Genomic DNA, 20,575 nt, shown 5'->3' on the forward strand with positions numbered 1-20,575 from the left:
AATAAGGACTGACGTTATCTTCGTATTTAAAAATATCATAATCTAATTTCCAGTTCTTTTTAATAAGTTGACGGGATGCCGGACTCAGGTATTCGGTTTTACTGGACTTCCTTTGAACACTTCTTTTTATTTTGGGTATTAGGCCCATGTCCTCTAGTACTTTCATAATAAGGACTGACGTTATCTTCGTATTTAAAAATATCATAATCTAATTTCCAGTTCTTTTTAATAAGTTGACGGGATGCCGGACTCAGGTATTCGGTTTTACTGGACTTCCTTTGAACACTTCTTTTTATTTTGGGTATTAGGCCCATGTCCTCTAGTACTTTCATACCTTCATCTAGACACTCTTGGAAAAGGAGAATATCCGGTAAAAAATTTCCATCACTATCTAGATACTTAGAATAATTTCCATGCTTATTGGGCCATTTATCATCTCGAGACATGATATCAATGATTAAGTCATCGATTCTTCCTTTAAACTTATAGTCAAGATGGTTTTTATCCTCATATCTTTTTTCTAGACCTGTTGCATGTCCATAATAGGATTGTAACCAATTCTCCGGACTCCTTGCTATCGCGATTATTTTACCTTTGATATTTCTTCTTGGAATTCTAGTCTTAGGATAACCTTCTATGAAGTCTATCTTCTTGTCACCTTCAATATTAGTATGTCCCAAATAGCGAACACCTTTGATTTTGCTAGACTCCAGTTGGGCAAAATATGTTCCCGCGGTTTTAGGTATATGTAGGAAGCAAATTTCATCTTCCTCGTAGTATGTGAAATAATTAACTATATTTTTAAGTCTAAAAATAATTTCTCTTAGATTTCTATTGTAAGTTATCATTATCTTTCCTTATTTGATAAGTTTATATGAGACACTTTTTATTCATTTCGAGACAGTCGATTTTCGCCCATCCCTTTTAAAACCGAGATTCCGCAGCTATTTTTAGAATTTATTTCGCCGAAGATGCCGACACGTTCGCGACAATTGCGAAATCATGCTGACTTTGAGGCACTAGCAGAAAGGAATGTGATTTTTGATGACGAGTCACGTTTAACCTCCTGATAGTAGTGAGATATAGTTTAACCGAATATTGATATCAGAAACCAACTTGTATAGCTAACATTAAATGACCTAACCACTCGATACGTGATGGGCGTCACGTAATTTATTAGATAATTAGGTGCGGAATGACGGGTGTTTCTAAACGTCCATGCGATTTCTCTTGTGATGAGTAGCTATCACCATCAAAGTTTTGAAGCATTGAAGGCCGGTAATAATTATCAAACGCTTTGTCTAACTTACCTTGGTTTCCTTTAACAGCGGGCAAATAATCGGCATTTTTATTAATGATTTTCTGTGCGATTTTTCGCTGACAACCCACGCCCTGAGGATCCCTCAGAGTTGAGTATGGTGAGTTTAGTTCTCTTTACGTTTTTTCGCAAGGACGTGGTATCCCATACATAAAGTATCTGTAGATACCTTTGTTTTCTTCTTACTGAAGAAATATATAAAGGCAGGAAACAACATAATCTTAGCGATAATACTATTTGAATATCCAGTCCTTGCCATTTCAACACCTAACCACGAGTAATAATCGCCGACTGGAGAAATTTCCTGAATTTCAAAATCATAATCTGCTAAAAATTTCTCATACCACCTATCACTAAAACCACTATAAAAGAAGTATGGATCCATGTGTCTTAAACAAGCACTTGGTGCAGTAAGTATTAAAGTACCTCCGGGCTTTAATAACCTTGAAAACTCTTTTACTGTTTCGTTCGGAAATGGGATATGTTCGAATACTTCAGTGCACAAAATTGCATCAAAAGTTTTGTCAACTTCTTTTATGTGCCAAATATCTCCGACGTAGTCTAGTTCGCCGTATCTGTAGCCACCTTCACTCCCTAATCCTCCATTTTCACTACCAATCATTTGCTTTTCGTCAGATACATACTGTCCGAAGTCTTGTCCCTTATAGTCAAGATGATTACAGAACTTTCGAAATTGTTGGCTTCCACATCCAGCATCAAGCAGCACAGAGCCTTTGGGTATATTTTTCAATTGTTGGCTTACCCAGTCAGTTCTTTCGTTCAGGTTATCTAGTTTTCGGATCCAGCTTCTAATGAATGGCAACTTCTTAATTATTTTTTTCATTTTTCACCACGCCTTTTAGCTAGCGCACCCTTAAGCATGCCAGCAGTAAAGCCAAATTCTTTCGAAAGACGCTTTACTTTTTTAAACGCATTAGCATGTTCGTTCTTCTTAGCCTCAACCATGTGCGGCTGTATTGTTACCATTTCTGGTTTCAACTCGTCATAAGATGTCATCGCATATCTCCGTTGGTCATGCATTGAAAACGCATGAGCATCCGCGTCATGAAAGGCTTCCCAGCACGGTCGCTAAGTACTCTTGGTCCATCACGCACATCATTCGCTTGCGTTGAATGCTCGCTTTGAAACTCTTCTCTTGCTTTAATAAATTCAAAACCATTTTCCTTATTCATGCAAAAAATTCAGCTCGGTCATCTACCCTAATTCGGCATGTGTCTTCTTTTAATCCGATATCGAGTTGCCAGTGCATTGATTCAATTAACCAGTGCGAGCGAGTGGCATCATGTAACTCTTTCGCTGTCAGTGCTTTTGAGCTTATATAATAGCGGACGGAAATATCTGATTCGTCGGCGTGTTTACCTTCTTGCCTAACACTCACCATGATGCCCATCCAGGGCGAGCGCATGAGCTGAATTAATGTAAATTCTCACAAACCATTAACCGCGAGATGGTTGTTTTAAGCGGCTTTTCTTTTATCTCTGTTTGTTTATTAACCGCATAAACCTGGGCTTATTCAGCTCAACTCTTAGCGAGGTAACAAAGAGTACGATTTCCGTTTACAAATAATCTACTCGTGCGGCTGCCCTGCCTGCGCGGGTAGGTAAACTAATTATCATAATTACGGACAATATAAAGCTATATTGGCCATACTCTTTCGGGCCAAGTAGTCTGGCTAAAATAATACCAATCCCTAAAGCTAAGACCATATTAATGGCCTTGACTATAGCGCTCCCTCCGACACCACGTAACATTTGTGCTTTAATGCTAGCACCGCGGAAATGTGCAGTGAGGCCGGCTATTTTCTTAATCAACAGAAACGCACCCCCACTCCGGATAGTGCTCTCTAATATAAGCATTCAAGGCTTTTTCTGCCTCAGTATAAATTCTAGTGTTCTGCTCACCATTTTCATTGAGGCTTTTTACCATGCCAGCGCCTACGGTGAGATTGCTGTGGCGATCAATTAGTACAAAGGCACCAGTTTTGGGTAAAAACTGATAGCTGTCTAACGGTGTGCTCTCGGTGAGTGTAAAGTCGGCAAGGCCGATTTCGTTTAACGCGAGGCTTTCGCTATTCGGGGCATGAGTTTCTAGGGTATTCACGTCAATTTTGTGCTGAATGTCAGTGACTTTGCCTGTGGCGATGTGGGTAGCAAATTTCACCCATAAGTCTTTATGTGTGCGCAATGGCGCTTCATCCATCCACACTACATGCGCGCTAAACTGGTTAGTCACGGTAGGTTCGTGGCCGGTGTGCACCAACATATCGCCGCGTGAGATATCTATCTCATCCTCAAGCGTTAAGGTAATGGCGTTGTCAGGGTAAGCACAGTCTAACTCACCGTCGTAGGTATAAATCGAGGCAACCACTGATTGTTTGCCGGATGGCAACACGGTCACATTGTCGCCAACACGCACAGTGCCTGAGGTTAAGGTACCACAGTAACCACGGAAGTTAAGGTTTGGGCGGTTAACATATTGCACCGGAAAGCGCATATGCTCGGTATCTTTGTCTTGCGCGACTTTGACTGTCTCCAGCAGCTTCATCAAGGTGGCGCCGGGATACCAGTCCATTTGCTCGCTTGGCGTCACCACGTTGTCGCCTTTCAAGGCGGAAATGGGAACAAAGCGAATGTCATCAATGGCAAAGTGCTTCGCCATGTCACGGTAATCGGCTTTAATTTGCTGATACACGGCTTGGTCGTAATCCACCAAGTCCATTTTATTCACCGCGACAATGATGTGCTTGATACCCAGTAAGCTACAAATATAACTGTGGCGTCGAGTCTGGGTTTGAATGCCATGGCGGGCATCGACCATTACAATCGCCAGTTCACATGTCGACGCGCCTGTGACCATGTTACGGGTGTATTGCTCGTGCCCTGGGGTATCAGCAATGATGAACTTGCGCTTGTCGGTCGAAAAGTAGCGATAGGCGACATCAATGGTAATGCCCTGCTCTCGCTCCGATTGCAAGCCATCAACTAACAAAGCTAAGTCAAACGCTTCATCGGTGGTATTGAACTTTTGCGAGTCTTTTTCAATCGCCGCCATCTGATCTTCATAAATGAGCTTGCTGTCATACAGCAACCGGCCAATCAGGGTGGATTTACCATCATCGACGCTGCCGCAGGTTAAAAATCGCAGTAAATCCTTGTTTTCATGCACCTGCAAATAAGCTTCAATATCTTTGGCGATTAAATCTGAAGAGTGTGACATGGGTTATTGCTTCCTGTAATACTGATTCAGCGTGTCGATGAAAGGGGTTAACTCTGATTTGGGTAACTGATTTATCCCAGCAGCGGCTTTGCGGCCGCCACCGGTGGGGAATTGCCCACAAACCTCATCGGCACCATGGCGCTGATTGAACGGCGCCCGCACGCTGACGGTGTAATCTTGTTCGTTCGGGTTAAGTGTTAATACCGCATGCGCTTTATCAGGCGCTTGGTTGGCCAATTGATTGCCGAACACGCCACTGATGCGTCTCGCCCACGCCGCATTCGGTAAACAGTAAATGGTGCTTTCTGTCGATGTGTGCTCGGGTGCCAATGCCTGCGCCTTGGCCATATCCTCAGCGTACCCGCCTTGTAGTCGATAATACGGCGACGTGTGGTCGGCTTGTAACGCAAACGGTGAGTCATAGGCCATTAACGCGTGATATAAATCTGCGGGCGCAAAGTGTAAATCATCGACGCTGGCGCCATACCCGTTGTAATTAATCAACACGCCCAGCTCGTTTAAAAACGCTTGTTGGTCGGCCGCGATACCGTGTTTCTCACATAAGGCATCGGCTGCAGCAACCATATTATCGCCATACGCCGCTGCTATCGCCCAACCCACATAGCGCTCACCAAGGTGCTGGTTAATTAACAAACTGGTGCAGGTGTTGGCATCGGTATTGATTAAGGCGGTGAAGTTATCAGCGACCGGCACTTCGCCGGTACGATGGTGATCGCAATAGAAAACGGGGATATCACGCTTAATTAACGTTTCAAGGGCAGTTTTGTTCTTATCCATCGAAATATCAAGCACACAGACACTCGAGACATCAGTTTGTTGCGCGACCTGATCAAGCAGTTGAATATCGCGTTTAACGCCCGTGACGAGCGTGCTAGCCAGGGGTGCCGCTTTTCGCAACTGCAACAACGCGAGAATGCCGTCGGCATCACCATTAAACACATCGTAATGCATGACTTAATTGGCTCCCTGCGGTGCTCGAATAAATCCGTGAGTGTCGAGGTAGCTCACCACCTGCTTGGCACAGGTTTCAATATCGGCTTGGTCGGTATGCAAATGTATCTCAGGCGCGGCGGGTGGCTCATACGCCGAATCAATACCGGTAAAGTCAGGAATGTCTCCTGCACGTGCTTTTTTATACAAGCCTTTCGGATCGCGGGCCTCACACACCGCAAGCGGCGTATCGACAAATACTTCAATAAAAGCAGCATCGCCAATACGAGCGCGCACTTTTTCTCTATCGGCCCGAAACGGCGAGATAAAAGCGGTGAGTACAATCACCCCGGCATCTATAAATAAGTTAGCCACTTCGCCAATACGACGGATGTTTTCTTCTCGGTCTGCAGCGCTAAAACCTAAGTCCTGGTTGAGGCCATGGCGCATGTTGTCGCCATCCAGCAGATAGCTGTGCGCGCCAGTGGTCAATAATTGATGCTCAACGGCATTGGCAATAGTAGATTTTCCCGAACCACTGAGCCCGGTAAACCACAGCACCACAGGGGTTTGTTGTTTTTGTTTCGCCCGCGCTTGTGCGGTCACACTGCTGTTATGCCAGGTTATATTGGTAGCTGACGTCGACGTTGTTGTCATAGCACTCACACAGAATGAAAAGGAAAGACAATCGGAATTAATACGGTTACGATCGCGATATACACAAGCGTAACCGGCCAACCCACACGGATAAAGTCGGCGGGTCGATACTCTCCCGCGCTCATTACCATTAAGTTGGTTTGATAACCAAATGGGCTGATAAAACACGCACTCGCGCCATACGCAACCGCCATCACCCAAGGCATGGCATTCAGTTGCAACCCATCGGCAATACTGAGCGCAATAGGCACCATCAAAGCGGCCGCGGCGGTGTTGGTCATGGTCTCGGTGAGCAGTACCGTTAACAGTATTAAGCCAAATAGCACGTATACTGTGGGTAGCCCATTTATCTGAGCTAAAAAGACCTGGGTGACCGACGTAGCTAAACCACTGCTTTGCACCGCAGAAGCCAGCGATAAGGCACAAACTAAAATCGTTAATAGCTCAAACGGAAAGCGTCGACGTAACTGACTGCTATCGGCAACCTTGCTCCCTACCATCAGCACCAGGTATAACGTCAGGCTTTCTATCAGGCTTATGATGCCCAACGCACCTGCCGCAATTGCCGCGAGAAAACCCGCGATGGCGGCTGTGTTTTGCACCACAGAAAGCGGCTGAAACGTTTTGTAGTCTGACAACAAAAAGAAGTTGCGGCTGATATTCTGTCGCCGCTCAAAGTCTGGCCCGACTGCCAGCATTAGTTTGTCGCCACTTTGGATCGGGTTATTACCCAATTTACCACTGACGGTTTTCCCTTCTCGTGATAAGCCAATCACTGCCGCATCAAACCGGGCGCGAAAGCCCACTTGTTTAAGTGTTTTACCGATTAATATTGACTCTGGGCTGACCAAGACTTCCCGCAAATTTGTAGCGGGCAAGTCGCCCTTGTTAAAGGTGTGTAACCCCGGCAACGCGGTAATTTGATGCACTCGGCGTACATCACCACTGAATAGCAATTTATCGTTGGCTTGGATAACATCGTCGGGTTTAACCGGTGAGATGAGAGTATCTCCCCGCACAATTTCGGCGAGAAACAAGCCATCAAGTGCACGCAAGCCGTTTTTGATCACGGTTTTACCAACCAGCGGGCTGCTGGGCGCCACAGCGGCCTCAATAAAATATTGGCTCTCGAGTGACTCGGCGGTGGTGTGTTGTGGCAACCACCGACTCACTACGACCACGACAGCACCACAGCCCACAACAAGTGCCGCGCCAATCGGTAGAAAGTCAAACACCGCGATGCTCGGGCCACCTTGCGCAGCGACTAAGCCGCTAACCACCAAGTTAGTACTGGTGCCTATCAAGGTTAAGGTGCCACCTAAAATGGAAAAATACGACAGCGGGATCAGTAAACGCTGCGGAGCATGCAGTTGCGACTTCATCACCGCCCGCATCATGGTGGCCACTACAGCTGTATTATTAAGCATGGACGAGGCAATCGCGCTTAACGCGCCCATTTTTAGTAAGTTCGGCAAATACTTGCTATGAGCAATGTGTTTTGCCAAAAAACTTAGCAACGCGGTGCGTTCTAATACGATTGCCGCTAGTAACAATAAAACCAGGGTGACAATGCCCGAGTTGGTGACATGGCTCAGTACTGTTTGGGTATCTAGCTCACCCCCGACTAACAACACGATAGTTGCGGCGACAAAAACATGGCTCGCACGTTGCTTGGTGGCCACCAACGCCGCAATCAGCCCCACCAACACGGTGGCTGTGAAAAACATTAACCGAACTCTCTAGAAATAGCCTTCGCGCTTCTTTTTCTCCATCGAGCCGGCGCTATCATGATCAATCGTCCGCCCTTGACGCTCAGACGTGGTAGTAAGCAGCATTTCTTGAATCACTTCGGTCAAGGTGGTCGCTTCTGATTCCACGGCACCTGTTAATGGGTAGCAACCTAGTGTTCTAAACCGTACCATTTTGTGCTCCGGCGCTTCACCCTTTTCAAGTGGCATCCGCTCATCATCGACCATAATCAAGGTACCGTCGCGTTCTACGACAGGGCGCGGCTTGGACAAATACAAACCTGGGATCTCGATGTTTTCCAGGTAGATATATTGCCAGATATCAAGTTCCGTCCAGTTTGACAGCGGGAAGACTCGGATGCTCTCGCCCTTTTTCACTTTGCCATTATAAATATGCCAAAGCTCGGGACGCTGATTTTTTGGGTCCCAGCGGTGATGCTCGTCGCGGAACGAATACACACGCTCTTTGGCGCGTGACTTTTCTTCATCACGGCGAGCGCCACCAAACGCCGCATCAAAACCGTATTTATCTAACGCCTGCTTTAACCCTTGGGTTTTCATAATATCGGTGTGCACTGAACTGCCATGTGTGAACGGGCTGATATTCATCGCCAGTCCTTCTGGGTTTTGGTGCACAATCAACTTCATGCCCGCTTGCTCAGCCATTTTATCGCGAAACTGATACATCTCTTGGAATTTCCAAGTGGTATCAACATGCATCAACGGAAACGGGGGTATACCCGGCGCAAAGGCTTTTTTTGCCAAGTGCAGCATCACGGAAGAGTCCTTGCCCACGGAATACAGCATCACAGGGTTATCAAACTCCGCCGCCACTTCACGCATGATATGAATAGCCTCGGCTTCAAGCTGTTTAAGATGCGTCATTTTTTCTGGTGATACAGACATGGTGTTTCCTTAACCCTATGTGATGCCATTGTCCCAATGAACAATTTTTATACAGTTTTTGCCCACGCTACCGCCATGAGGTGTCGCTCCCCCTGTGCGCATAGCTAGATTGTATCTGGCCGCACACGACGCACAGCCGGTAAATTTTAATGGGCTATGAGTTTACTTGCTAATTTTTGTAGGCAAAAGGCTTAGTGCCAAAAAGTCGACATTACGCAGACTGTGTGATGGATTTTTAGGCGGAATACGGAAAGAGACAAGACGCTTCGCTTCTAGAAACTAGAAACTAGAGACTAGAGACTAGAGACTAGAGACTAGGAAAGGCAGCATCGGGGTACTTAAGGATTACCGAGAAGCGCGGTTAGTTCCCGTTGGCTGTCCGGTTCGCCGTGAATCAAGTGGATTTGTTTTGGCGGCGGTTGGATGCCTTGCACGAATTTGACCAGGTCGTTTTGATCGGCGTGGGCGGAGTAACCGGAGATGGTGTGGCTTTGGGCGTTGACGGTGACTGGCGAGTTGTCTATCCACACTTGTTTGTTGCCTTGCTGGATATCGCGGCCAAGGGTGTGTTGGGCTTGGTAGCCAGCAAAAATCACATCGGTGCGTTTGTCTTCCAGCAAGGCGGCAAGATAATTCATAATCCGTCCGCCTTGGCACATGCCGGAAGCGGCGACCACAATGGCCGGTTCGCCGCTTTGTTTGAGGCGGTTCACCAGCGCCATGTGTTGGCTGTGTTCATCAATGGTAATGCACTGCTCAAAGGCTAACGGATGACGGTGTTGATTAAGCTTGGTTTTGGCCTCTTTGCTCCATAGCTTTTTAAACTGGCGATAATGGCGCGTGACTTTTTGCGCCATGGGCGAGTCAAGAATAATAGGGAGCGCCTCATCAAGCTGCTTTTGGTGGATAAGCTGCTCAATATCAAACAACAGCTCTTGGGTGCGGCCGACACTGAACGCTGGGATTAATATTGCGCCGCCGTCATCTAGTGAGCGTTGAATAATCGCCTCGAGCCGCTGGGCGCGGGTGGCGACGGACTCATGGGTTTTATCGCCGTAGGTAGATTCTAAAAACAAAATATCGGCACGGGTTGGCGGTGTTGGGTCCGGCAGCAGTGGCGTATTGCTGGGGCCTAAATCACCTGAGAACACTACGCGTTGTTGGTCAGGTAGTTTTAATTCGACATAGGCCGAACCCAAAATATGCCCGGCCGGTTGCAAGCGCAAATAGGTCGCCGGCTGCCCTTTTTGCTTGGGCTTTAAACGGTGCCAGCTGTTGTAAGGTAGGGTCACGGTTAACTGGCAAATGCGCTCAAGTACCCGCTGACGATCACCGTAATTCATGTTGAGTTGCAACTTTAAGGTGTCGTCAATTAGTAGCGGCACCAAGGCAGCGGTGGCCTCGGTGCAATAAATGGGGCCGTTAAAGCCCGCGGCAAGTAGCCATGGCAGCAAACCACAGTGATCGATATGAGCATGAGTGAGGATCAGCGCGTCAATGCGTTTGCCATTTAAGCTCACCCTCGCCTTCCGCGCTTCATCGCCTTGGTATTGGCCGCAGTCAACCAGCAAGCGTAAGCCACTGAGTTTTATATCCACTTGATGGCAAGAGCCAGTCACGGTTTGATAGCCACCGTGGTGAGTGACGGTGAGGGTTTCATTGTTTATTGAGGTGTTGGGCATGGTTGCGTCCTTGTTGGGAGAGATCCTAGGGTCCTAGGGAAAGATTACGGAATACGGAAAGAGACTAGACGCTTCGCTTCGAGAAACTAGAGACTAGGAAAAGCTTAAAGCGGCTCATAAAATAGTCTCTAGTCTCTAGTCTCTAGTCTCTAGTCTCTAGTCTCTAGCCCCCGGTGTCAGGATAGTTGTCCAGATATTGAATCGCCCAAAAATCCAGCAATGGAGGGGTAACGGAGGACACTATGCCGAGATATTCCGAAGAAAGAAAAGCCGCCATCCTCAAGAAACTGTTGCCGCCGAATAATAAAACTATCTCGGAAATTGCAGCCGAAGAACACATCAGCGAGGCAACGTTGTACAATTGGCGCAGTAAACTCCGTTCCGAAGGTAAACCCGTGCCAGGTCATCAAAAAAACACCGAGCAGTGGTCAGCTGAAGCCAAGTTCGCCATCGTCATGGAAACAGCCAGTCTGTCAGAAGCCGAGCTGAGTCAATATTGCCGCGAGCGAGGCTTGTTCCCCGAGCAAGTCAAAGCATGGAAACGCGCTTGTATCAGCGGAGCAGGCCAAGCTGAACAATCCAAAAAGGCTGAGCAAGCAGCGCGTAAAGCCGAGAAAAAGCGTATCCGTGGCCTAGAAACAGAGCTACGCCGCAAAGATAAAGCCCTTGCCGAAACGACAGCGTTACTGGTGCTATCAAAAAAGCTCAATGTCTTGTACGAGAGCGACAACGAGGAGGACTAACCTCTCTCGATAGGCGCCAGACGCTGCTACAGCTTTTTGATGAAGCTGTCGCGAATGGCGCCCCTCAGTACAAGGCGGCTGAGCTTATGCAGATACCACAACGCACGTTGCGACGTTGGCGTTCATCACAAGGACAGGTGCTGCCAGATCTACGCTCGCTTGCTATTCAAGCGGAGCCGAAAAACAAGTTGTCTGAGCAAGAGCGTCAGCATATTCTGCGTGTCTGCAATGACGCTGACTACGCCAGTTTACCTCCGAGCCAAATCGTTCCACGACTGGCTGATCAAGGCGAATATATCGCCAGTGAATCCACGATCTATCGCGTGCTGAAAGCGAATGACCAACTTCACCATCGAGGTAAAGCCAAGCCGCCACAGCCAGCGACAGAGCCGACGTCTCATCAGGCCAGTCAGCCGAATGAGATCTGGACGTGGGATATCAGCTATTTACCTTCGAATGTACGTGGCCTGTATTGGTACCTTTATATGATCATCGATATTTACAGTCGGAAAATCGTCGGTTGGGAAGTTCATGACCGTGAATGCGGTACGCTTGCGTCTCAACTCATTGAACGCGCGACGCTCAGTGAAGGTTGCTTGGTAAAGCCGCGTTATCTACACGCTGACAATGGCGCACCGATGAAATCACTGACCTTACGCGCCAAGTTGGATGAGATGGGTATCCGTACCTCCTTCAATCGCCCAGGAGTCAGTAACGATAATGCGTACTCGGAATCATTGTTCCGCACAGCCAAGTACCGCCCTAACTACCCGGTACATGGCTTTGAGGGACTGGGCGCAGCGCGTGAATGGATGTTGAACTTCGTCAACTGGTACAACAATGAGCATCGTCATAGCGCGATTAAATTCGTCACGCCAGCGCAAAGACACCGCAACCAAGATACTCAGGTGTTAGCGAAACGGCATGCCGTCTATCAGCAGGCAAAAGCCAAGCATCCTGAGCGTTGGGCTAAAGAAACGCGTGACTGGACACCTGTTAGTTCAGTAACACTCAATCCAAGCAGCTCAGAAGACAATCAACGAGGCGGTCACAAAAGTGCCGCTTAATTAGAAAATCTGGTCAACTACCTTGAAATCTACCGCTAGTCTCTAGTCTCTAGTCTCTAGTCTCTAGTCTTTTATCATCTTATCCATCATCTGTTCTATCAACGGGCTTGGGTGGCCGTTGTCGTCGGTAAGAAAATAAGTATGGCCCCAATTTGGGTCGAAGTGGTCGTTAAAGGCGTCGCAGTCGGTTATCGTCACTTTGTTCGCAGGAAGTGCGTCGAGGTTTTCGGGGCCGGTCATGCCTAAACGCCGGGTGACGGTGCGGTGGCGTACGTTGACCACTTTTGAGGCGGCCATGGCGATATCATCGGCGGCATAGTAAATATGCACTTGTTTGGCGGCATCCAGTACTGCCCTGCCCGGCTGGTGCGGCTCTAGGGCTTGGTTATCGACATCGGCGGCCATCATAAAGATATGCCGAAACCATTGCGGCATGGTGTCGAGCCCGGCGTGTTGGTGCCAATGGCAAAAGGTGCTGATTAAAGTGCGATTACCCATGGAGTGAGCAAGCACATTCATGCGGCGTTTGCACGGGGTGGTTTGTTGCTCGGGGGCGCGGCGCCAGTCATCAAACATCGCCACTAAGCGGCTAAACGCCAAGCCTGACGCGGTGGCGGCGAGTTGATCGTCCCAATAGTCATCGATAGCACCGAGCCGGCCATCGTCGTCACAGGGCCAGATAATCGGCACCACCAGCATTGCGTTRGGGGAGAGGCGATCAAACTGGTGTTGTAAGGTCTGCGCCATTGGAAAGATGTTGCGCTCCATTTGGTTGTTGTAGCCATGGAGCAAAAACAGTACCTGGGTATGCGCGGGTAAGGCTTTCAGTTTGGCCATAAACGGCGCCGCGGTGATCTCTTGGTATTCGCCCTGCCCGGCGCGCTGGCAAAAATACACCCACTTTGAGATATCGGTATTTTGGTTATCAAAGCTTAACCAACGGCCGGCCTCACTGGTCGGCCCTTGCTCAGGAATACGGCTGGTAATAAATAACATGGCATCATCCACCGGTTATGAATGTGCGGGGAAGGATAAGCGAGGTAGGTGGTTGAGTTGTATGGTGTTTGGGGAGTTTTGCGAGGGAGTGGGCGGAAAGAGGGGCTAGAGACTAGAGACTAGAGACTAGAGACTAGAGGCTAGAGGCTAGAAGCTAAGCGTCTCGTCTCTTTCCGTATTCCGTCAGCGAAGCGTTCTGTATTCAAAAATCTTGAATATCGCGTAGGTCGGTATAAGCGCCTTCTCGATCGTACAAGCTTGGTGTGATTTCCGCCGCGCGCCCGTTGCTCGGCGCCATCGGACATCAAAGCCAAAAATTAACCTCGATGTTAAATTGGGCGCCGATCGTGACAGGCGCCCCTTGGCAATGTGCACATACCCATCATCGTGCCGGGGCTTGTGTCACCTACGCCAATGGGATCATCGACATTAAATATTAACGCCTTGTGTCATCATCGCCAATGGCACCACCGACGTTAAAGTACGGGTAGGTCGGCATAAGCGCCAGCACAATATCAATCATGAATACCCAAGCCGGCCGCGCGCCCGTTGCACGGCGCCATCGGACATCAAAGCCAAAGGTTAACCCCGATGTTAAATTTGGCGCCGGTGTTAATATTGGCGCCGATCGTGACAGGCGCCCAGGCAGCATAGTGCATCATAGTTGACATCTTACCGGGGCTTGTGTCACCTACGCCAATGGCACCATTGACGTATCGTTTGTGGTGCCGACAATTAATCCGCGCCAAACAAATCGCGGGTGTAGACTTTGCTTTCTACATCGCGGATCTCGTCTACCATGCGGTTGGCAACGATCACGTCGGCGCGTTGTTTGAAGGTATCCAAGTCTTTGATCACGTCTGAGTTAAAGAAGGTGTCTTCTTCAAGCACTGGCTCGTATACCACCACGTCAATGCCTTTGGCTTTAATCCGTTTCATGATCCCTTGGATGGCCGAAGCGCGGAAGTTATCTGAACCAGACTTCATCACCAGGCGATATATACCTACCACTTTGGGTTCGCGGTTGATAATGGCGTTGGCAATAAAGTCTTTGCGAGTGGTGTTGGCGTCAACGATGGCTTGAATGATGTTATTGGGCACGTCTTGGTAATTGGCCAATAGTTGACGGGTGTCTTTTGGCAGGCAGTAACCGCCGTAGCCAAAGGAGGGGTTGTTGTAGTGATCGCCAATGCGAGGGTCTAACCCTACCCCTTCAATGATCTGGCGCGCGTCTAAACCGTGGGATTCGGCGTAGCTGTCCAGCTCGTTAAAATACGCGACCCGCATCGCCAAGTAGGTGTTGGAGAAGAGTTTCACCGCTTCAGCTTCAGTGGAGTGGGTAAACAAGACCGAGATACCCGATTTGGCCGCGCCTTGTTGTAACAGCGTGGCGAACTGGCGCGCGCGCTCGGATTGCTCACCAACAATGATCCGTGACGGGTACAAGTTATCGTAAAGCGCTTTGCCTTCGCGCAAAAATTCGGGTGAGAAGAGAATGTTTTCGCAACCCATTTGTTGCTTGATTTTTTCCGTGTAACCCACTGGTACCGTCGATTTGATCACCATCACCGCATTGGGGTTAATCGCCATCACATCTTTAATCACCGATTCGACCGAGCTGGTATTAAAGTAGTTGGTTTCGGGGTCGTAATCGGTGGGGGTGGCAATCACCACAAAGTTAGCGCCTTGGTAGGCCTGCTCTTTGTCTAGGGTAGCAGTAAAGTTCAGTGGTTTTTCTGCTAAAAACTGTTCTATTTCGGCATCGACAATCGGGGATTGTTGGTTGTTAAGAAAGTTGACCTTTTCTTCCACAATGTCGAGTGCGACCACTTCATTGTGTTGCGCCAGTAGCATGGCGTTCGACAGGCCGACGTAACCTGTTCCAGCAACGGCAATTTTCATTGGTTTTCCTTAAGTAATGTCTGGAAAAATGGTATCACGTGGGAAGGCGAGAGACTAGAGGCTAGAGGCTAGAGGCTAGAGGCTAGAAAACATCCTAGGGCCCGCTCTGAGCTCTTTCTAGTCTCTAGCTTCTAGAAGCGAAGCGTCTCGTCTCTTTCCATACTCCGTAGTCGGTATTCCCATTCACGAATACTGATTATGGAATACTGAGCTCCTAGGGCCTAGGCTCCTAGGCCCTAGGACCTGCTTTACTTGCCCAACTTAATCTCGCTTGAAGGCGAAGCGGACTAATACAATGGCAACGCCGAGCATGCCGCCGAGTAAGGTGCCTAATACCGCAATTAACGCGCGTTTGGGCTTGTCGCGGCTAAGGGGCGTGGCTGGGTTTTCTAGCACACTATAGGGTTGTACTTGCACATCACTGCGCTCTATCGTATTCAAGGTATCTAACTTAGCCATCAGTGGGCTTAGCTGTGGCTCAAGCACACTTGGATCCTTGAGGCTTTTTAATACATTGAGTTTCGCTTCGATCGCGCTGGCACCCATTTGGATGGGGAAGAGATCTTGCTCGCCCAGTGATTGCAAGGGGGCATTCACATTCGCCGCTTTGGCAATGGTAAGTGCGTGCTGGGTGCGTTCAATTTCTTGCTTTAATGCCGTTTTCGCTTGTGCGTTCAAGCTCTTCTTTTGCTGCTGTAAAGCTTGTGTCTCAATCCGAGTCACAGCTGCTAAGTCTTGGTTCAGTTGAGCGTTTAGTTTTTGGTTTACAAATTCAAGATAGTCTGTAAGCAACGTATAGCTGCTGTCAGGTGTTATCGATTGAGCAGACAAAACAACCGTTTCCGTTTGTTTGTCTCTCTCTATGTTAAACCGCTCTAACCAGTTTTGATAAAAGCGACGTCCAGCAAGATCATTCTCTTCCATCGTTGCATCTTCAGCATCGAAACTCGCTTTGATACGCTGGAATTCTTCGTTGTGATTAAAAAAAGCGAGCTTCGTTTGCGTAGCGTTAAACAATGAGATAAAGCGTTGAAAGATACGCTCTCTATCAGCTAAATCCGTCAGTTGTTTGTTTTGTACTACCTCTTTGTTTTCAGTCTCACTCATAGACTTAAAAATAGGTTGGTATTGGTTTACCTGCTGCTGGAACGCTGCCACGTTAGTGACATTAGGTATGGTAACTTCTGCTTTGCTCGACCACCACTCTTGTGCCATGAGCGCATAAGCGACCGCCGCTAACGCAAAAACCACAGTGCAAGCAATAATGGTGAACTTACCCTGCCACAAGGCCGCAAAGAGCTCTCTGAGGTCAATTTCATCATCGTGGGGCTGTTGAAAATATGGAGGCGCCACATACTGAGGCTGTGCGGGTTGCTGTTTATCGCTCACTTTGTTGTCCCTATTGTTTCTTTTTTGGCTGTTAGCTATTCGTTGGCCCTTGGCATTAGCAGTCTCGCCGTCAAGCAATGATGCCGAGCTTACTATCCACGAACATTTAGATGGCGCGTATCATAGCGTTTGCACTCGGGTTGCAAAAGCGCGCGGCAGTTATTTTGCCCCATTTTGCTTCAAATCGCGCTTCTTTGTTTGGGATTTGCRCAACATTTCGTCACGCAGGCATGGGGTTGTCTGTCGATTCTGGCACCAATATGTTTAGGTTGGCTTGACACTCTTTTTGCAACGGCCCCGAGTAATACAGCGATGTTTCCAGGTTGCAGTACCGTCCTTGCCTGGCAGCACTGAGCCAATTATATGATCCAACCGCCATGTGGCTGTCATCGGCCATTACTATTTTGCTGTGCACCCCATCGACGATATGAACGTCAATATCGAGAGTCTGTAGCCGTTCGATACACTGGTCGAGTTGTTGCTGCTTTTGTGGATCGTGGCGGTTGTTATGTGTGGTATTAAAGTGCCTGTCGGTATAAATCGTGACCTTCACGCCACGCTGAACCGCCTTTTGCATCGCGTTATCTAACCCAGTTTCCTGGAGCGTTCTCGCTTGCAGCCAAGGCGATACAATATCAATCCGCGATTCGGCATGTTCTAGCAGGGTGTGGACGAAATGATCATGTTCTTGCGCATTCCTTAGGGTTTTGGGTTTATCGCTGAAGCGCAATAAATCAGGCCTTTCAACTGGCTCGACCACCAGCGCATTATTATCACGCCATAGCAACATATCGGCCAGCACTTGGCGTGGCGACCCTAAGCGGGCGTGAGTGAGTGTTTGCATATCAGCAAAAACAATAAAGCTGTCTTTCGCGCGTGACACCGCCACGTTAAGCATGGTGGCATCCGTATCTATAAACTGTCCATCTTGATGGCGACTGTACACATGAGAGAAAATCACCAGTTTCCTTTCTGCGCCTTGCAACGAATGCACGGTGCCCACTGTCATTTTTTCGTCTCCATCACAGGGAATACCGTTGTCTTGGCAGGCTTCTTTTATGGCGTTGACCTGCGCTTTAAAAGGGGTGACAACTCCGACAGCCTGTTCTAATGGCGTACCAAATTGCGCTTCTATTTGCTCGCGGTTATCACGAAGCCAATTGGCAATCGCTATTGCTTCAACACGGTTCGAGGTGCTTCCCGCATGCCGGGTCGCGGCACCATCGACATGGGCATAGCCCAATGCTGGAAAACCATTGTTATTTTGATCGTCTGTGTATTCGGCAGGCCCTCGCTTGGGTAAGAGTAAGCCGTTGTAACAGAGTCGATTACAGTATTCGATGATATCGTCGTAGCAACGTCGGTGCTCTCGCAGTAACATCCCAGGCTCTGCATCAGGGTGATAGTGCACATGACTCGCTTGCTGCGCCACATGCATGACACTGCCATGAGTGACTAGGCGTGCTATTTCTTCGGTTTCTTCATAATCATTCGCAAGCTCGGTTAAGCCAGCATTAAATAGATTGCCTTGATCAACCACGGAAGAGAGCGAACGTACTGGTTGGATTTGTTGTGTGTCCCCTATCACTAGCGCCCGTTTAGCAAAGGCCATGCTGGCTCCCGCTACTTCAGGAGAGACCTGCCCAGCCTCATCAACGATCAACCAATCAATACTGTTGAACAAGTAGTCGGTAATAAAGTCCCCAGCGCTGTGACGTTTTATCGTCATGTGAGATGGTAGGGCGTGAAAAGTCGAGACAATGCATGGCGTCAGCATCATGCGCCGACGCCAACGAGACAAGCAGGCCTTTTCGCCATTTTTTTGCGCTTGGCTATCTAGGTTTTGCCCTAGTGCATAACAGGCTAATAACCATCTCACTTCCCAATAATGGACAGTTAGGCGGAAAATTAAAAAACGGATATGGGTATCTAGCCATTTATCGATCGTATCAATATCGGGTATTTGATTTTCGTCACACGGAGACTGAGCACTATATGTTTCAAACAACGTATGACAGGTGTCAACCCACTGTTGCTGATGACTCAGGTATTGCTGCTGACAGTCATATAGCGTATCAAGATGGTACTTTTTCGCGTCTCGCTGTTTTTTCTGCTCGGCGAGTGCTAGCTGAAGGGCAGCTTCAAACTCAGTATCATCCTGTTTTCGATACAATGCTCGTGCAACGTCGCAAAGCTGGGTGTCAATAAAGTGCGCATGGCTTGCTTGACGCTTTCTTTTTACTGCGGGTAAAAAAGCGAGGGTCGACTCAACCAGGGATTCTTTTGATACAAAATAACGCCATTGATTAAGGCTGTTCTTTAGTGTCTGGTAGGCACTTTGATGGTCGGCTAATTCTGCTTCATGGGCTGCTATTACTGCTGCCGGATCGCTACCTAATTGCTGGTCATAAAATTGCCGCTGCTTGTCGTAGCCATGCCAGTCATGCTGAACCTGTTTCAGCTGGCTTATCGCTATTTGCAGCTGCTCATGCAATTGCTGTTTAATTTCCTTTAGCGCCTTTTTAGGCTCATCACTTAAGGTCACGTTAGGAAAGGCATGGCGCGCTTTATCGATAAAATAATGTGTGGCTTTGTAAAGTGTATCCCGATTTTCTAGGCCATTATAAAACGCATCGGTTTGATAGAACTGATCCGCTTCTTTTTGTTTTGATTTGGCTGGTAGGTAGCCACCATAGCTTTTTACATCGGGAAGCCACCGCCCTGACATGGCGCCCTCGCCTTCACCGAAATCTTTACCAAATGCCTCGATAATATTAGTAACCGCTTGGTTGTTGGTGGAAGCCGCGACAATAATAGGCGGCTCACTTTCTTCTAGCGCCGCTTTAGCCCACAGTGAAGCCACGGTCGAGAGCACAAAGGTGGTTTTTCCAGTCCCAGGCGGACCATTAATAGCCAGCATATTTGCTGATTCAATATCTAGGGTGCTGGTCAGGGCATCACGCTGAGCATCGGCTAAGGGAAACGCCTCACCGGAATGCGCAATCCTCGTGCTTATCGACGTGGTGTAGTCTTGGCATGACTGTCTGCTACTGCATGTGTAAGTTGCATAGGTGTTGAGTAACGGCAACGTCGGCTTGTTTTCACGCATCAAGTCATACGCATTGATAATGTGAAACGCGCTGCCTGATGTTTCAATTTTTTCTAGATAAGCACCGTCGCGGGACACTTCATACAAGTCTTTAAAGCCCCTTTSGTCTAGGTAAGCTTGGCAGACTGAGGCGTATAATTCGCGCGCCGTGTGATAGGCCTGATTCCATACCGACGTATGCTGTTCGGGATCTGTACGCTCAATTTCCGCGACGTCAGAATCGGTTAAACATTTTACAGATGCGTTAGATAGAAAGTGGTCGACCTGCTCAACGGTTGATACGGTAATCACGTCTTGATGCTGAGGAGCAAGGGTGTCGCGCGTAACAAAAGGAGCAGACACGGGATAAAGCCGGCCCGATCGCGTTATCCATACAGGACAAATGATCGGCGCAATATGATCCGGCAAGTAACTTGTTTTTTGTTTGCCGTGCTCTATTTTGTTCTGTTTGCTAAACGCAAACGTCCATATATGGGCTTTAACTGCAACGGTCTCCGCCTTTTCGTCTTTGAATAGTTCAGCATCATTTTCTTCTGCTTTAAGACGGCCTTCTCTTAATGAGGACAAGGAGATGTTACGCTTTTGTGCCAACTCCTTACGTTTAAAAACACCCTTGGTGCTGTCAGCATCCGCTAAACAGTTGCGCCAATACGCGGCCCACTTCATCCATTCCATGCTTTATTGCTTATATCTCAAATTTAACTGCGACTAGGTTAGCGTTTTTAGATAAGGGATAAAAGCAACTTAGGCAATTGCTGTGAGGGTGGGAATGGTTTTTTGAAGGTAATTGTTTGGTAAGCGACATCTTCACACACGCTGTACACTTTATGAATAAAATATTACTCATAAGCACTCTAACCTCATTTTAAT

Annotated in this window: 15 protein-coding genes and 2 pseudogenes; 1 reads left to right on the forward strand and 16 read right to left on the reverse strand. The window is 48.1% G+C overall.

All coding sequences use genetic code 11. The annotated features are described in order from the left end of the window. Nucleotides 1–98: 98 nt before the first annotated feature. The 12 genes and pseudogenes from BZG13_RS13875 to BZG13_RS13930 all read right to left on the reverse strand — a co-directional run bounded on the left by BZG13_RS13875 (nucleotide 99) and on the right by BZG13_RS13930 (nucleotide 10,499). Nucleotides 99–848 carry a hypothetical protein gene (locus tag BZG13_RS13875; RefSeq protein ID WP_077487038.1) on the reverse strand — a complete coding sequence of 250 codons (750 nt, stop codon included), beginning with the start codon at nucleotides 846–848 and terminating at the stop codon, nucleotides 99–101. A gap of 355 nt (nucleotides 849–1,203) precedes the next feature. Beyond that, nucleotides 1,204–1,389: pseudogene (locus BZG13_RS13880) on the reverse strand (ISAs1 family transposase); the annotation flags it as partial. Nucleotides 1,390–1,424: 35 nt separating this feature from the next. Next, a complete protein-coding gene (locus BZG13_RS13885) occupies nucleotides 1,425–2,162 on the reverse strand; it encodes a class I SAM-dependent methyltransferase (RefSeq protein ID WP_077487039.1) in 738 nt (245 codons plus the stop codon). Then, nucleotides 2,159–2,335, reverse strand: a complete 177-nt coding sequence (locus tag BZG13_RS15385; RefSeq protein ID WP_198935531.1) for a hypothetical protein — start codon at nucleotides 2,333–2,335, stop codon at nucleotides 2,159–2,161. The genes BZG13_RS13885 and BZG13_RS15385 overlap by 4 nt, the downstream gene beginning before the upstream one ends. Nucleotides 2,336–2,381: 46 nt before the next feature. Then, nucleotides 2,382–2,753 (reverse strand): annotated as a pseudogene (locus tag BZG13_RS15535) (ISAs1 family transposase). Between the two features lie 142 nt (nucleotides 2,754–2,895). Then, complete coding sequence (locus BZG13_RS15685) at nucleotides 2,896–3,195, reverse strand: oligosaccharide flippase family protein (protein ID WP_108743902.1); 300 nt, start codon at nucleotides 3,193–3,195, stop codon at nucleotides 2,896–2,898. Beyond that, nucleotides 3,143–4,555: a sulfate adenylyltransferase subunit CysN gene (cysN, locus tag BZG13_RS13905; protein ID WP_077487043.1), complete on the reverse strand. Its 1,413-nt coding sequence runs from the start codon at nucleotides 4,553–4,555 to the stop codon at nucleotides 3,143–3,145. Before cysN ends, BZG13_RS15685 begins: the two co-directional genes overlap by 53 nt. 3 nt (nucleotides 4,556–4,558) lie before the next feature. Then, a complete protein-coding gene (locus BZG13_RS13910) occupies nucleotides 4,559–5,527 on the reverse strand; it encodes an acetyltransferase (RefSeq protein ID WP_077487044.1) in 969 nt (322 codons plus the stop codon). A gap of 3 nt (nucleotides 5,528–5,530) precedes the next feature. Then, nucleotides 5,531–6,163: an adenylyl-sulfate kinase gene (gene cysC / locus BZG13_RS13915; protein ID WP_077487045.1), complete on the reverse strand. Its 633-nt coding sequence runs from the start codon at nucleotides 6,161–6,163 to the stop codon at nucleotides 5,531–5,533. 5 nt (nucleotides 6,164–6,168) lie between these two features. Then, a complete protein-coding gene (locus BZG13_RS13920; protein WP_077487046.1) occupies nucleotides 6,169–7,890 on the reverse strand; it encodes an SLC13 family permease in 1,722 nt (573 codons plus the stop codon). A 12-nt stretch (nucleotides 7,891–7,902) separates the two neighbouring features. Beyond that, complete coding sequence (gene cysD / locus BZG13_RS13925; protein ID WP_077487047.1) at nucleotides 7,903–8,817, reverse strand: sulfate adenylyltransferase subunit CysD; 915 nt, start codon at nucleotides 8,815–8,817, stop codon at nucleotides 7,903–7,905. Between the two features lie 338 nt (nucleotides 8,818–9,155). Continuing rightward, nucleotides 9,156–10,499, reverse strand: a complete 1,344-nt coding sequence (locus tag BZG13_RS13930) for an MBL fold metallo-hydrolase RNA specificity domain-containing protein (RefSeq protein ID WP_077487048.1) — start codon at nucleotides 10,497–10,499, stop codon at nucleotides 9,156–9,158. 242 nt (nucleotides 10,500–10,741) lie between these two features. On the opposite strand from BZG13_RS13930, the gene BZG13_RS13935 reads away from it, so the two are divergent. After that, a protein-coding gene (locus BZG13_RS13935) for an IS3 family transposase (RefSeq protein WP_108743903.1) occupies nucleotides 10,742–12,309 on the forward strand; the annotation gives its coding sequence in 2 pieces (ribosomal slippage) (nucleotides 10,742–11,195 and nucleotides 11,195–12,309; 1,569 coding nt in all). Nucleotides 12,310–12,372: 63 nt separating this feature from the next. Here the strand turns inward: BZG13_RS13935 and BZG13_RS13940 are convergent. From BZG13_RS13940 to BZG13_RS13960, 4 genes are all read right to left on the reverse strand, one after another. Continuing rightward, complete coding sequence (locus tag BZG13_RS13940; protein WP_077487049.1) at nucleotides 12,373–13,305, reverse strand: alpha/beta hydrolase; 933 nt, start codon at nucleotides 13,303–13,305, stop codon at nucleotides 12,373–12,375. Nucleotides 13,306–14,040: 735 nt separating this feature from the next. Beyond that, complete coding sequence (locus BZG13_RS13950) at nucleotides 14,041–15,207, reverse strand: nucleotide sugar dehydrogenase (RefSeq protein WP_077487051.1); 1,167 nt, start codon at nucleotides 15,205–15,207, stop codon at nucleotides 14,041–14,043. A gap of 261 nt (nucleotides 15,208–15,468) precedes the next feature. Then, on the reverse strand, nucleotides 15,469–16,596 hold the full coding sequence (locus BZG13_RS13955; protein ID WP_131825404.1) for an LPS O-antigen chain length determinant protein WzzB: 1,128 nt from the start codon (nucleotides 16,594–16,596) through the stop codon (nucleotides 15,469–15,471). Between the two features lie 220 nt (nucleotides 16,597–16,816). Beyond that, the gene (locus BZG13_RS13960) at nucleotides 16,817–20,380 is read right to left on the reverse strand and encodes an AAA domain-containing protein (RefSeq protein ID WP_077487053.1); all 3,564 of its coding nucleotides are present in this window, start codon (nucleotides 20,378–20,380) and stop codon (nucleotides 16,817–16,819) included. Between the last annotated feature and the right edge of the window lie 195 nt (nucleotides 20,381–20,575).

This window comes from Salinivibrio sp. ML323, assembly GCF_001995745.1.
Classification (GTDB): Bacteria; Pseudomonadota; Gammaproteobacteria; order Enterobacterales; family Vibrionaceae; genus Salinivibrio; species Salinivibrio kushneri.